The following is a 15,045-nucleotide window of genomic DNA, read 5'->3' as shown; positions in this document are numbered from 1 at the left end:
CACGTCAGTCCTCGAGGCGCGTCAGCCCCGCAGCGTCAGTCCCGCCGCGTCCCCGACTGGAAGATGCTGCGCGCAGGTGGCGGCGACGGAACGGCCGTCGCATCCGTCACGATCGACGCACCGGCGGCGAAGGTCCGCAGCTCCTCCCCGGCCACGGCCTTCGCGGGATGCGGACCGCTGGCGAGCAGCCGCGGCAGCCACTCCAGCGGCAGCGGCGAATTGCAGCCGACCAGCACGACGTTGCCGAACCGCCGCCCTTTCAGCACCTGCGTCTCGGCGAGCGCCGCGACGTTCTCCACCACGGACCCGAGGGTGGAGACCTGGCTGCGCGCGAACGTCAGCGGCGGCCCGTCGGCGACGTTGACCAGCACGATCCCGTCCGGCTTCAGAAGCGACACGGCTGACCGGTAGAACTCGACGCTCGTCACGTGCGCGGGGGTGCGGGCGCCGCTGAAGATGTCCACCACCAGCAGATCGACCGATCCGCGGAGGCCCGCAGGCAGCTTGCCGACGACCTCCCGCGCGTCGCCGTGCCGGATGCGGATCTGCGCGTAGCGGGGGAGCGGCAGCTGCTCGCGCACCAGGTCCACCAGCCGGCTCTCCAGCTCGATCACCTGCTGCCGGGATCCCGGACGGGTGTAGGCGATGTACCGCGGGAGCGTCAGCGCTCCGGCGCCGAGGTGCACCGCCGTGATCGGCTCGGCGGGGTCGCCGATCAGGTCGATGACGTTGCCCATCCGTTGCACGTACTCGAAGAACAGCTGCGTCGGGTCGTCGAGGTTCACGTGCGACTGCGGTGTGCCGTCCACCACCAGCTGGTACGCGCCGGGGACGAACCGGTCGGGCTCCACCGTCGCCAGGTATCCGCTCTCCGAGAGCGTGACGGAGGGATGCTGCGAAGCCGGATTCTGGGGCACACCGGCAGCCTAGTCCGGCAGCAGCGGAGGCCGCCGCGGCCGATCTCCACCCGGTCTCCACCCGGGTTCCACCCGTGGACGGTCCCTCGGCCCGGGCCGTCCGGCGAGGCTTGTCGTCGTGGCCGGTGGACGGCCGGGGAAAGGTGATGACATGAGCATTCAGACGCTCGCGAACGCGGTCCTGATCGTGCTGTTGATCGGGTGGGTCGGGTACCGGCAGCTGACCTGGCGGCCGGTGGTGGTGTCGAGGATGTGGCGCTTTCCCGCCATCCTCGCCGTGGTCGGGGTGGTGCTCATCGGACAGCAGACGAAGCCGGCCCAGGTGACACCGCTCGACCTCGCCGTCATCGCGGGCGAACTGCTGCTCTCGCTCGCCATCGGCGCCTGGATGGGGGCCATCGCGCACTTCCGGCGCCTCCCGGAGCCGATCGCCGCCGGGCGCCGGCCCGGGGAGGTGGCCGTGTACGAGTCGCAGACCGGCGTCTTGGGCCTCGTGCTCTGGGTGGTGGTCGTCGCGGTGCGCATCGGGGTCGACGTGCTCGCCACGCAGGCCGGAGCCCACCTCGTCGCCGCGACCGGCGTCATCCTCCTCGTCTTCGCAGCCAACCGGATCGCGCGGACGGCGGTGTTCGCGGCCCGCCTCGACCGGCATGCCGCGGCGCTGACCTCCACCGGCGCATGATGGTTCTGTGAACACGTCCAGGCCGCTCGCGCTCTCCCTCAACGTGATCGGGGCGGTCGTCGTCACCTGGTCGCTGCTGACCAGCCACTCCGGGGGCGAGCCGGCCTGGGTGCTCGTGGTGGCGCTGGTGGCGATCGCGGCGTGGGTGGCCCGCGCCGCGGTCCCCGCCCGGCACGATCGCTGGGTGCTCGGGCTCGGTGCCGTCGCCGGGCTCGCCGGAGCGGTGACGACGGCGCCGACGAACGGCATCCTCGTCGTCCCCGCCGTGGTCTCGCTCCTGGCGCTCATCGGCGACACGCTCCGGCCGCTGTGGCACGGGCTGGCGCTCTCTGCGGTGGTCCTGACCCTGATCCCGATCGGTGCCGTGCCGTTCGGGACGCCGCCGATCGCCGTGCTGGCGATGATGGCCGGGGCGCTGCTGGCGGTGTTCGCCGGGCTGAGCCGGCGCCAGTACCGTCGGTCGGAGGCCCAGGCGGCGGAGCTGCGGGAGCGCGGGCTCGCCCTGCGGGAGGAGGCGTCCCGCGTCGCCATCGCCCGCGACCTGCACGACGTGCTGGCGCACAGCCTCGGCGGTCTCGTCCTGCAGCTCGACGCCGTCGACGCACTGCTCGAGGCGGGGGACACCGACGCGGCCCGCACCCGGGTGGTGGACGCGCGCAGTCTCGCCGCCGACGGACTGGCCGAGGCGCGGCGGGCGGTCGGGGCTCTGCGCGACCCGGAGGCAGCAGCCTCCCGGGTGGTGGCGGCGGAGGACGTGGAGTCGGCCCTCCGCGAACTGGTGGCGGCGCACCGCGCCATCGGGGGCGTCGCCGAGCTGCGGGTGAGCGGCGCAGGCCGGCCGATCGTCGGCGAGCAGGCCGTCGCCCTGCAGCGCGCGATGCAGGAGGCACTCAGCAACGCCCGCAAGCATGCGCCCAGCGCTTCGGTGGAGGCTGCGCTGGACTGGCAGACTGACGGTGTGCTGCTCACGGTCTCCAACGCCCTCGACGACGCCGCGCATCCGCTCCTCTCCCGGACCGGCGGCGGCCACGGCATCGACGGGATGCGCGAACGCGTCAGCGCCCTCCCGCACGGCGGACGGGTCACCGCGGGAGCCCACGACGGCCGCTTCATCGTCGCGGTCGAGCTGGTGCTCGGGTGAACGGGCAGCAGCGCATCCGTGTCGCCGTCGCGGCGGAGCTGGTGCTCGCGTGAACGGGCAGCAGCGCATCCGTGTCGCCGTCGCCGACGACCAGGCGATCGTGCGAGACGGCCTGGTGACCGTGCTCGGCCTGCTGCCCGACATGGAGGTGGTGGGGGAGGCCGCCGACGGCGCAGAAGCGGTGGCGCTCGCCGTCGCTGCGCATCCCGACGTGCTGCTCATGGACCTGCGGATGCCGGTGCTCGACGGAGCTGCGGCGACCGCACGCGTCACCGCCGAGGCGCCGGGAACGGCGGTCCTGGTGCTGACGACGTACGCGGACGACGCATCCATTCTCGGCGCTTTGCGGGCCGGAGCCCGCGGGTACCTCACCAAGGACGCCGGACGGACGGAGCTGGCCGCCGCTGTCCGGGCGGTCGCGAGCGGGCAGTCGACCTTCGCTCCGGAGGTCGGCGCGCGCATCGTGAGCTCGCTCACGACCGGCGCCGTACCCGGAGACGCTCGGGAGGCCGACCCGGCGCAGGCCCTGCTGCTCCGCTTCCCCGCGCTGACGCGCCGCGAGGCGGAGGTGCTCGCCCTCGTCGCCGAGGGCTTGAGCAACGGCGAGATAGCCCGCAGCCTCTTCGTCAGCGTGGCCACCGTCAAGACGCACATCAACGCGATCTTCGCAAAGCTCGCCGTCCGCGACCGCGCCCAGGCGATCGCCCTCGCCCGCTCCTGACGGCCTCCCTCCCTCCCTCCCTCCCTCCCTCCCTCCCGGCCGCGACTGCTACCTCGCGGAACGAGTGCGCCTGCGCGCCGCGCCGCAGTCGTTCCGCGGGACCGCAGTCGCTGCGACGGCGGTAGCGGGAACGCCGCTCCGGGGGAAGGATGGGGCCGTGACCGACCCGAACCCCGCAGCCGTCCCCGACCACGTCCCCGACCTCGTCCTCGTCACCGGCGGCTCCGGCTTCCTCGGCGCGCACTGCGTGCTGGCCCTCCTGCAGTCGGGCTACCGGGTCCGCACGACGATCCGCACCCCCGCGCGCGCCGCCGACGTCCGGGCCCAGCTGGCGGCGGGAGGCGTCGACGACCCGGGCGACCGGCTCGAGTTCGCGATCGCGGACCTCACCTCCGACGCCGGATGGGCGGAGGCCGTCGCCGGCTGCCGCTTCGTCCTCCACGTCGCGTCGCCGTTCCCGTCCCGCCAGCCGAAGGACCCGGACGAGCTCATCGTCCCCGCCCGCGACGGCGCCCTCCGCGTGCTGCGCGCCGCCCGCGACGCCGCCGTAGAGCGCGTGGTGCTCACCTCATCCTTCGCGGCCATCGGCTACGGGCACGAGCCGACCGACCGCGCCTTCACCGAGGAGGACTGGACCGAGCTCGACAGCGGCCGCCCGGTCAGCCCCTACGCGCAGTCGAAGACGATCGCCGAGCGCGCCGCGTGGGACTTCGTCGCACAGAACGGCGCACGAACCGACGGCGCCGCGCTGCAGCTCGCCACGGTGAACCCGGTCGGCATCCTCGGCCCCGTCCTCGGCCCGGACATCTCGTCCTCCGTCGAGCTGATCCGTCTGGTGAAGGAGGGACGCCTCCCGCGCCTGCCCGACGTCAGCTTCGGCATCGTGGACGTTCGTGACGTCGCCGCTCTGCACCTGCTCGCGATGACCCGGCCGGAGGCCGCCGGGCAGCGCTTCCTCGCCATCGCCGGCGAGGTGATGAAGGCGCAGGAGGTCGCCCTCCTCATCCGCGGGCATCTCGGCGACCAGGCCGGCCGGCGGGTGAGCACCAGGCTGATGCCGCAGTGGATGCTGCGCGCAGCGGCCCCGTTCAGCCGCCGCGTGCGCGAGTCGCTGCCGGAGCTCGGGACCGTCCGCCGCGCTTCCGCCGAGAAGGCCCGCACGGTGCTGGGCTGGTCTCCGCGCACCCGGGAGGAGGCCGTCCTCGCGACGGTCGACACGCTCCCGACATACCATCCGCGGCACCGCTGAGCAGCGCTCGAACCCCGGGAATACCTGGAAGTCGCCCGCGTTATACCTCAGTACGCGCCTCCGGTCAAGAAAAGACTGGACACGGCGCGCCTGATTGACATATAGTTGTTCTTTGCGCTCCCAGTCAAACTTCTGCCTTCATATTGCGGTCGGCTCTGACATCTCCGCGTTCGCCTGGTCCCGTCCTTTCGGGTCAGATACGGCGGCGCGACGCGACTGGGAGTTCTCGTCCAGACAACTACACGACCGACAGTAACTGGGCCGTCCGGGCCCACGGAGGTTATTTCCTTGGCTGCTGCGCGCAACGCAACCAACACTGACAAGACACCCAAGAACGGACGAGCCGCATCTCGTCTCTCGTTCGCAAAGATCACAGACACCCTCACGGTTCCCGATCTGCTCGCACTGCAGACGGAGAGCTTCGACTGGCTGGTCGGAAACGACGCGTGGAAGGCGCGCGTCGCGGAGGCCGAGGCCCAGGGTCGTCAAGATCTTCCCGCCAACACGGGCCTCGAGGAGATCTTCGAGGAGATCTCTCCCATCGAGGACCTGGGCGAGACCATGCAGCTCTCGTTCACGAACCCCTTCCTCGAAGAGAAGAAGTACTCGATCGACGAGTGCAAGGAGAAGGGCAAGACCTACGCGGCCCCTCTCTACGTCGAGGCCGAGTTCATGAACCACCTCACCGGTGAGATCAAGACGCAGACGGTCTTCATGGGCGACTTCCCGCTCATGACCGAGCGCGGCACGTTCATCATCAACGGCACCGAGCGCGTCGTCGTCTCGCAGCTCGTCCGCTCGCCGGGCGTCTACTTCGAGGCCACCGCCGACAAGACCTCCGACAAGGACATCTTCTCGGCCCGCGTGATCCCGAGCCGTGGAGCGTGGCTCGAGTTCGAGATCGACAAGCGCGACCAGGTCGGTGTCCGCATCGACCGCAAGCGCAAGCAGTCGGTCACGGTGTTCCTCAAGGCCCTCGGCCTGACGAGCGAGGAGATCCTCTCCGAGTTCGCCGGCTACCAGTCCATCGAGCTGACCCTCGAGAAGGACGCCATCCTCACCAAGGAGGAGGCCCTCAAGGACATCTACCGCAAGCTGCGTCCGGGCGAGCAGGTCGCCGCCGAGGCCGCGCGTGCGCTGCTCGACAACTTCTACTTCAACCCGAAGCGCTACGACCTCGCCAAGGTCGGCCGTTACAAGATCAACCGCAAGCTCGGCCTCGAGGCCCCGCTGTCGGACTCGGTGCTGACCGTCCAGGACATCATCGCCACGATCAAGTACCTGGTCGCCCTGCACGACGGCCGCACCACGTTCCGGGGACTGCGCAACGGCGTCGAGACCGACATCCGTCTCGACATCGACGACATCGACCACTTCGGCAACCGTCGTATCCGCGCCGTCGGCGAGCTCATCCAGAACCAGGTCCGCACCGGTCTGTCCCGCATGGAGCGCGTCGTCCGCGAGCGCATGACCACGCAGGACATCGAGGCGATCACCCCGCAGACCCTGATCAACGTGCGACCCGTCGTCGCCGCGATCAAGGAGTTCTTCGGAACGTCGCAGCTGTCCCAGTTCATGGACCAGAACAACCCGCTCGCGGGTCTGACCCACAAGCGCCGCCTCTCCGCGCTCGGCCCCGGTGGTCTGAGCCGTGAGCGCGCCGGCGTCGAGGTCCGTGACGTCCACCCGTCGCACTACGGCCGCATGTGCCCGATCGAGACGCCGGAAGGCCCGAACATCGGTCTGATCGGTTCGCTCGCATCGTTCGCGCGGATCAACTCCTTCGGCTTCATCGAGACGCCGTACCGCAAGGTCGTCGAGGGCCGGGTCACCGACCAGATCGACTACCTGACCGCTTCGGAGGAGGACGACTTCGTCGTCGCGCAGGCCAACGCCCCGCTCGACGCGAACGGCCACTTCGTCGAGGAGCGCGTCCTCGCCCGTCAGAAGGGCGGCGAGGTCGACCTGATCCCCGCCGAAGAGATCGGCTACATGGACGTCTCGCCGCGCCAGATGGTGTCGGTCGGTACGTCGCTGATCCCCTTCCTCGAGCACGACGACGCCAACCGAGCCCTCATGGGTGCGAACATGCAGCGCCAGGCGGTGCCGCTGCTCCGCTCCGAGAGCCCGGTCGTCGGAACCGGTATGGAGGGCTACGCGGCCATCGACGCCGGTGACGTGGTCATCGCCGACAAGTCCGGCGTGGTCAGCGAGGTCTCGGCCGACGCTGTCACCGTCCAGGCGGACGACGGCACGTACCAGACCTACTACCTGCGCAAGTTCGACCGCTCGAACCAGGGCACGTCGTACAACCACCGCGTGGTCGTCGACGAGGGCGACCGCATCGAGCAGGGCGAGGTCGTCGCCGACGGTCCCGCGACCGAGAACGGCGAGCTCGCGCTCGGCAAGAACCTGCTCGTCGCGTTCATGCCGTGGGAGGGTCACAACTTCGAGGACGCGATCATCCTCAGCCAGAACCTGGTGAAGGACGACACCCTCTCCTCGATCCACATCGAGGAGTACGAGGTCGACGCCCGCGACACCAAGCTGGGTAAAGAGGAGATCACCCGCGACCTGCCGAACGTCAGCCCGGACCTCCTGGCCGACCTCGACGAGCGCGGCATCATCCGCATCGGCGCCGAGGTGCGCCCCGGCGACATCCTCGTCGGCAAGGTCACGCCGAAGGGCGAGACCGAGCTGTCGGCCGAGGAGCGCCTGCTCCGCGCGATCTTCAACGAGAAGAGCCGCGAGGTGCGCGACACCTCCCTCAAGGTCCCGCACGGCGAGGAGGGCACCGTCATCGGTGTCAAGGTCTTCGACTCGCAGGACGGCGACGACGAGCTCGGTTCCGGTGTGAACCAGCGCGTGGTGGTCTACATCGCCCAGAAGCGCAAGATCACCGCGGGTGACAAGCTCGCCGGCCGTCACGGCAACAAGGGCGTCATCTCGAAGATCCTGCCGGTGGAGGACATGCCGTTCCTCGCCGACGGAACTCCGGTCGACGTCATCCTGAACCCGCTGGGTGTCCCTGGACGAATGAACTTCGGTCAGGTCCTCGAGATCCACCTCGGGTGGATCGCGCAGAACGGCTGGGAGATCAAGGGCAAGCCGAAGTGGGCCGCTGAGCTCCCGGAGGCCGCGTTCAGCGCAGCCCCGGGCACCAAGGTCGCCACCCCGGTGTTCGACGGTGCGAAGGAGGAGGAGATCGCAGGTCTGCTCGACTCGACCCTCCCGACGCGCGACGGCGACCGCCTGATCGGCTCCTCCGGTAAGACGCAGCTGTTCGACGGCCGCTCCGGCGAGCCGTACCCGGACCCTGTGTCGGTCGGCTACATGTACATCCTGAAGCTGCACCACCTGGTCGACGACAAGATCCACGCGCGTTCGACCGGCCCGTACTCGATGATCACCCAGCAGCCGCTCGGTGGTAAGGCGCAGTTCGGTGGTCAGCGGTTCGGTGAGATGGAGGTGTGGGCCCTCGAGGCCTACGGTGCCGCGTACGCGCTGCAGGAGCTCCTGACCATCAAGTCGGATGACATCCTCGGCCGCGTCAAGGTCTACGAGGCCATCGTCAAGGGTGAGAACATCCAGGAGCCGGGCATCCCGGAGTCCTTCAAGGTCCTCATCAAGGAGATGCAGTCCCTCTGCCTGAACGTGGAGGTGCTCTCGGCCGACGGCCAGGCTGTCAGCCTGCGCGACTCGGACGACGAGGCCTTCCGCGCTGCGGAAGAGCTCGGCATCAACATCTCCTCCCGCTTCGAGTCCTCGTCGATCGACGAGATCTGACCCGGCAGCCAGACCTACTGACGAATCTTTCAACAGGAGAGAGTGAACACATTGCTCGACGCAACAACTTTTGACGAGCTGCGTATCGGCCTGGCCACCGCTGACGACATCCGTCGTTGGAGCTACGGCGAGGTCAAGAAGCCGGAGACCATCAACTACCGGACCCTGAAGCCCGAGAAGGACGGCCTCTTCGGCGAGCAGATCTTCGGACCGTCCCGCGACTGGGAGTGCTCGTGCGGCAAGTACAAGCGCGTCCGGTTCAAGGGCATCGTCTGCGAGCGCTGCGGCGTGGAGGTCACCAAGTCCTCCGTCCGTCGTGAGCGCATGGGCCACATCGAGCTCGCCGCCCCGGTGACGCACATCTGGTACTTCAAGGGTGTGCCCAGCCGTCTCGGCTACCTGCTCGACATGGCGCCGAAGGACCTCGAGAAGGTCATCTACTTCGCCGCGTACATGGTCATCGAGGTGGATGAGGACGGCCGTCACGCCGACCTCCCCGGCCTCGAGAACGAGCTCCGCCTCGAGATCAAGACGCTGTCCGACCAGCGCGACGCCCGCGTCGCCGAGCGTCTGCAGCGCCTGGAGACCGACCTCGCGGCGCTCGAAGAGGAAGGCGCCAAGGCCGACCAGAAGCGCCGTGTCAAGGACACGGCCGAGAAGGAGATGGGCCAGCTCCGCAAGTCCTTCGACGAGGACATCGCCCGCCTCGAGCGCGTGTGGGAGTCGTTCCGCACCCTCAAGGTCGGCGACCTCAAGCCGGAGGACGCGGACTTCAACGAGCTCCTCGACCGCTACGGCCTCTACTTCGAGGCCTACATGGGCGCCGAGGCGATCAAGCGCCGCCTCCAGGCCTTCGACCTGACCGCCGAGGCCGAGCTGCTCCGCGAGCAGATCGCCAACGGCAAGGGCCAGAAGAAGATCCGCGCGATCAAGCGACTGCGCGTGGTGTCGTCGTTCCTGGCGACCGGCAACTCGCCGGCCGCGATGGTCCTCGACGTCGTTCCGGTGATCCCGCCGGAGCTGCGCCCGATGGTCCAGCTCGACGGTGGCCGTTTCGCCACCAGCGACCTGAACGACCTGTACCGCCGCGTGATCAACCGCAACAACCGCCTCCGTCGTCTGCTCGACCTCGGCGCGCCCGAGATCATCGTGAACAACGAGAAGCGCATGCTGCAGGAGGCCGTCGACGCGCTCTTCGACAACGGCCGCCGCGGCCGCCCCGTGACGGGTACCGGCAACCGCGCCCTCAAGTCCCTCAGCGACATGCTGAAGGGCAAGCAGGGTCGTTTCCGCCAGAACCTGCTCGGAAAGCGCGTGGACTACTCGGGCCGTTCGGTCATCATCGTGGGTCCGCAGCTCAAGCTGCACCAGTGCGGTCTGCCCAAGCAGATGGCTCTGGAGCTGTTCAAGCCGTTCGTGATCAAGCGCCTGATCGACCTGAGCCACGCTCAGAACATCAAGGCCGCGAAGCGGATGGTGGAGCGTTCGCGCCCGCAGGTGTGGGATGTGCTCGAGGAGATCATCCGTGAGCGCCCGGTGCTGCTGAACCGTGCACCCACCCTGCACCGTCTGGGCATCCAGGCGTTCGAGCCGCAGCTCGTCGAGGGCAAGGCCATCCAGCTCCACCCGCTCGTCTGCGCCGCGTTCAACGCGGACTTCGACGGCGACCAGATGGCGGTGCACCTGCCGCTGTCGGTGGAGGCCCAGGCCGAGGCCCGCATCCTGATGCTCGCCTCGAACAACATCCTGAAGCCGTCCGACGGCCGCCCGGTCACCCTGCCCTCGCAGGACATGATCATCGGTCTGCACCACCTCACCACCGTCCGCGAGGGCGCTGTGGGCGAGGGTCGCGCGTTCTCCTCGGTCTCCGAGGCGATCCTCGCAAAGGACCAGGGCTCGCTGCACCTCAACGCCAAGGTCAAGATCCGCCTCGACAACTACGTGCCGTCGGATGCCGCCGACACGGGTGCGACGCCGATCACCGCCATCGTCGAGACGACCCTCGGCCGCGCCCTCTTCAACGAGACGCTGCCGGCGGACTACCCGTACGTGGAGGAGGTCGCCGACAAGGGCACGATCTCGTCGATCGTGAACGCGCTGGCGGAGCGGTACCCGAAGGTGGAGGTCGCCGCGGCGCTCGACCGGATCAAGGACGCCGGCTTCTACTGGGGCACCCGCTCGGGCGTCACGGTGTCGCTGAGCGACATCCTGACCCCGCCGAACAAGGCGCAGATCGTGGCCGGCTACGAGAAGAAGGCCGCCAAGATCACCTCCGAGTTCGAGAAGGGTCTCACGACCGACCTCGAGCGTCGCCAGGAGCTGGTGAAGATCTGGACCGAGGCCACCAATGAGGTCGCCGAGGCCATGCGCGCCAACTTCCCGGCGGACAACACCATCAACCGCATGGTGACGTCCGGTGCCCGTGGTAACTGGCTGCAGGTCCGCAACATCGCCGGTATGCGTGGTCTGGTGAACAACCCGAAGGGTGAGATCATCCCTCGTCCGATCATCTCCTCGTACCGCGAGGGGCTGTCGGTGGCGGAGTACTTCATCGCGACGCACGGTGCCCGTAAGGGTCTGGCCGACACGGCCCTCCGTACGGCGGACTCGGGCTACCTGACCCGTCGTCTGGTGGACGTGTCGCAGGATGTCATCATCCGTGAGGACGACTGCGGAACGACCAAGGGCCTCGACCTGCCGATCGCAACGGTCGGCGCGGACGGCACCCTCACCCGCGACCCGAACGTCGAGAACTCGGTGTTCGCCCGTACCCTGGCCGCTGACGCGGTGGGCACGGACGGAACCGTGGTCGCGAAGGCGCGCGAGGACGTGGGCGACGTGCTCATCGACAAGCTGGTCGCCGCCGGCGTCACCGACATCAAGGTCCGCTCCGTGCTGACCTGCGAGTCGGCGGTCGGCGTCTGCGCCGCCTGCTACGGCCGTTCGCTCGCGACCGGCAAGCTGGTGGACATCGGCGAGGCGGTCGGCATCATCGCCGCCCAGTCGATCGGCGAGCCCGGAACGCAGCTCACCATGCGTACGTTCCACACGGGTGGTTCCGCTTCCGCGGACGACATCACCCAGGGTCTGCCGCGCGTCCAGGAGCTGTTCGAGGCGCGTACCCCCAAGGGTGCGTCCCCGATCGCCGAGGCCGCCGGCCGCATCACCATCGAAGAGACGGACAAGTCCCGTAAGGTCATCCTGACCCCGGACAGCGGCGACGAGCCGCACGTCTACCCGGTGCTGAAGCGGTCGACCCTCCTGGTGGAGGACGGACAGCGCGTCGACCTCGGCCAGCAGCTGATCGTCGGCACCGTCGACCCGAAGGAAGTCCTCCGGGTCAAGGGCGTCCGCGAGGTGCAGAAGCACCTGGTGGGCGGCGTGCAGGGCGTCTACCGCTCGCAGGGTGTGCCGATCCACGACAAGCACATCGAGGTCATCGTCCGCCAGATGCTCCGCAAGGTCACCGTCGTCGACCACGGCGACACCGACCTGCTGCCGGGTGAGCTCGTCGACCGGTCGAAGTACAACGAGATCAACCGTGCTGCGCTGCAGGAGGGCAAGAAGACGGCGTCCGCCCGTCAGGAGGTCATGGGTATCACCAAGGCCTCGCTGGCGACCGAGTCGTGGCTGTCGGCCGCGTCCTTCCAGGAGACCACCCGCGTCCTGACGCAGGCGGCCATGGAGGGCAAGTCCGACCCGCTGATCGGTCTCAAGGAGAACGTCATCATCGGTAAGCTCATCCCGGCCGGAACGGGTCTGTCCCGCTACCGGAACGTCTCGGTGGAGGCGACCGAGGAGGCCAAGGCGGAGCGGTACCCCAACCGCATCTTCGCCGACGACTCCTCGTTCAACGAGAGCGACCTGAGCTTCGTCGACTTCGACAGCTTCAGCTCGGACGACTACACCCCCGGAACCTACAACTAAGGTCCGTACCCACGAAGGCCCCCGGCTCGCGCCGGGGGCCTTCGTCGTTCCCGGCCTCCGCCTGCGCTTCGCAGATTCGTGACGAATCGGGGCATTGCGCGGCCCAGACCGCAGATTCGTGACGAATCGGGGCATTGCGCGGCGCAGACCGCAGATTCGTGACGAATCGGGCGGTGGCTTCCGTCTGGGAGGATGGGGGTATGTGGCGGCAGCTTCTCGAGTACACGGACACCGCGGGACGGGTGATGCTCGGGCTCGCGGGGGTCGTGCTGGTCGTCGCGGTGGTCAGCTTCGTCGTCGGGGTCGCGCAGGCGGTGTCGGGAAACGCAGCCGTGACCCTGCCGTACTGGATGACGACGATGGGATGCGCGGTGGTCGCCGGCATCCTCGTGTACCTGGCGAGCCGCCGCGGGCGGCTGCGCTGAGGGTCCGCTGAGGCCGGTGAGCGGTCGCTGAGGGGCGCTGAGCGGTCACTGAGCGGCCCGGACCTTCACCGGCATTATCGTGCGCCGGCGCTCTGGCCCCGCACCCGGCCTCCGTTCGACGATGGATGCACGCCCCACGAGAGGGTGCCCCCCACCGGCGGGGCACCCTCTCGCGGGTCTGTTGCCCTGATCCTGTCGCTGAATAGGGTGACTACGCCCAGCCGTCCGGGGAGTCCCGCCCACGCAGGCCGGGCCTGCCGTACCCCGACCCGAACCGGCAGCCGCATTCCGTAGGAGGTCCCCGTGGCGTCCATGACCGAGATCCTCATCCTCCACGGCCACCTGCCGATCGAATACCTCGACCGTGTGGCGACCGAGCCGGCGGCGGACGAGTCCGTCGTGCGCGAGCTGATCACGCGTGGCGCGATCACGCCCGCCCAGCTGGCGCGCGCCCGCGCGGCGCAGGCCGGCATCCCGTTCGTCGAGCTCGCCGACTACCCGGTCGACCGCACCGCCGTCGCCCTCATCCCCGGAGCGATCTGCCGTCGTCACACCGTCCTCCCGATCGGTACCGCCGAGGGCATGATCGTCCTGGCCATGGCCGACCCGGGTAACGTCTTCGCGATCGACGACGTGCGCGCAGCCTCCCGCCTCAACGTCGCCGCTGCGGTGGCCGACGAGGCCGACCTGCGAGCGGCGATCGACCGCTACATCCGCGCGGACGACGAGCTGAGCGACCTGACCTCCACGCTGGAGGAGGAGACGGCGCCCCAGGAGGAGACGGCTTTCGCCGAATCCTCGGACGACGACGCTCCGATCGTCCGGTTCGTGAACCTGCTGGTCAGCCAGGCCATCCAGGATCACGCCTCCGACATCCACATCGAGCCCGCCGAGCACGACGTGCGCGTGCGGTATCGCATCGACGGCGTGCTTCACGCCATGCAGTCGGCGCCGAAGAGCATCCAGAACGGCGTCATCTCGCGGCTGAAGATCATGTCGGACATCGACATCGCCGAGCGCCGCAAGCCGCAGGACGGCCGCATGTCGGTCGTCCACGGCGGCCGCCAGATCGACCTCCGCGTCGCCACCCTGCCGACGGTGTGGGGCGAGAAGGTCGTCATGCGAATCCTGGACAACACGAACACCGGGATGACGCTGAAGGACCTCAACCTGCTCGAGCGGAACTTCGAGACGTACCGCGAATCGTACTCGAAGCCGTACGGGATGATCCTCGTCACCGGCCCGACCGGCTCCGGCAAGTCGACCACCCTGTACACGACGCTGAACGCCGTCGCCCGCCCCGAGATCAACGTCATCACGGTGGAGGACCCGGTCGAGTACCGCATGCCGGGGATCAACCAGGTGCAGGTCAATCCCAAGGCAGGGCTGACCTTCGCGAGCGCGCTCCGCAGCATCCTGCGCTCGGACCCGGACGTGGTCCTGCTCGGCGAGATCCGCGACCACGAGACGGCGCAGATCGCGATCGAGGCGTCGCTGACCGGTCACCTCGTCCTGTCGACGCTGCACACGAACGACGCCCCGAGCGCGGTCACCCGCCTGACCGAGATGGACATCGAGCCCTTCCTTGTCGGCTCCGCGCTCGACTGCGTGGTCGCCCAGCGCCTCGCGCGACGCCTCTGCGACCGCTGCAAGCAGCCGGGAGCCTACGCGCCCGACGACCTGCGCCGCCTGCGCTTCCCCATCCCCGTCGACGCGGCGCCGCCGCAGCTTTTCGCACCGGTCGGCTGCCCGGCCTGCTCGAACACCGGGTACCGCGGCCGCATCGCCGTGCACGAGGTGATGGCGGTGACGGAGGACATCGAGCGTCTGGCCGTGGAGCGCGCGTCGAGCGCCGAGATCGCCCGCACCGCACGCGAGCAGGGCATGCTGACGCTCCGCGAGGACGGCTGGGAGAAGGCCAAGCTCGGCCTGACGTCGGTGGAAGAGATCCTGAGAGTGGTCGCCTAGGAGGGCACATGACGAACGACGAGAGCTGGGGAGGCTTCCCGCCGCCCACGGCCAAGCCGGTCTACGAGATCCCGGTGACCCCGCCGGGGTCGACGGCGGCCGGCTGGGCCCCGGGCGCGGGAGTCCCGCTCGGCGCACCGCCGACGTGGGGGCCGCCGCCGGTGTCGGAGGTGCCCATGTCGGAGGTGCCCGTGGCGGATGTGCCGATGGCGCCGGTGGTGCCCCCTGC

Annotated in this window: 9 protein-coding genes; 8 read left to right on the top strand and 1 reads right to left on the bottom strand. The window is 69.2% G+C overall.

Annotation, left to right across the window (positions count from 1 at the left end; translation table 11 throughout):
* Positions 1-35 precede the first annotated feature (35 nt).
* Entirely contained in the window at positions 36-917 is an 882-nt protein-coding gene (locus SB754_RS12540) for a spermidine synthase (RefSeq protein ID WP_410782636.1), read from the bottom strand.
* 151 nt (positions 918-1,068) lie between these two features.
* Here SB754_RS12540 and SB754_RS12535 point away from each other — a divergent pair, with 151 nt between their 5' ends.
* From SB754_RS12535 to SB754_RS12500, 8 genes are all read left to right on the top strand, one after another.
* Positions 1,069-1,599 (top strand): hypothetical protein, encoded by a 531-nt coding sequence (locus SB754_RS12535; protein WP_410782635.1) that lies wholly within the window; start codon positions 1,069-1,071, stop codon positions 1,597-1,599.
* A 7-nt stretch (positions 1,600-1,606) separates the two neighbouring features.
* A complete protein-coding gene (locus SB754_RS12530; RefSeq protein ID WP_410782634.1) occupies positions 1,607-2,740 on the top strand; it encodes a sensor histidine kinase in 1,134 nt (377 codons plus the stop codon).
* Between the two features lie 49 nt (positions 2,741-2,789).
* Complete coding sequence (locus SB754_RS12525) at positions 2,790-3,461, top strand: response regulator (protein WP_410782633.1); 672 nt, start codon at positions 2,790-2,792, stop codon at positions 3,459-3,461.
* A gap of 157 nt (positions 3,462-3,618) precedes the next feature.
* A complete protein-coding gene (locus SB754_RS12520) occupies positions 3,619-4,710 on the top strand; it encodes an SDR family oxidoreductase (protein WP_410782632.1) in 1,092 nt (363 codons plus the stop codon).
* A gap of 288 nt (positions 4,711-4,998) precedes the next feature.
* Positions 4,999-8,496, top strand: a complete 3,498-nt coding sequence (rpoB, locus tag SB754_RS12515) for a DNA-directed RNA polymerase subunit beta (protein WP_410782631.1) — start codon at positions 4,999-5,001, stop codon at positions 8,494-8,496.
* A 51-nt stretch (positions 8,497-8,547) separates the two neighbouring features.
* The gene (rpoC, locus tag SB754_RS12510) at positions 8,548-12,423 is read left to right on the top strand and encodes a DNA-directed RNA polymerase subunit beta' (protein WP_410783319.1); all 3,876 of its coding nucleotides are present in this window, start codon (positions 8,548-8,550) and stop codon (positions 12,421-12,423) included.
* A 200-nt stretch (positions 12,424-12,623) separates the two neighbouring features.
* A complete protein-coding gene (locus SB754_RS12505; protein WP_410782630.1) occupies positions 12,624-12,848 on the top strand; it encodes a hypothetical protein in 225 nt (74 codons plus the stop codon).
* A 303-nt stretch (positions 12,849-13,151) separates the two neighbouring features.
* Positions 13,152-14,816, top strand: a complete 1,665-nt coding sequence (locus SB754_RS12500; RefSeq protein ID WP_410782629.1) for a GspE/PulE family protein — start codon at positions 13,152-13,154, stop codon at positions 14,814-14,816.
* Positions 14,817-15,045 lie beyond the last annotated feature (229 nt).

It is taken from the genome of Leifsonia sp. SIMBA_070 (assembly GCF_046534635.1).
Classification (GTDB): Bacteria; Actinomycetota; Actinomycetes; order Actinomycetales; family Microbacteriaceae; genus Leifsonia.
The sequence above is the reverse complement of the archived record's forward strand: the minus strand, read 5'-3'. Positions and strand labels throughout refer to the sequence as shown.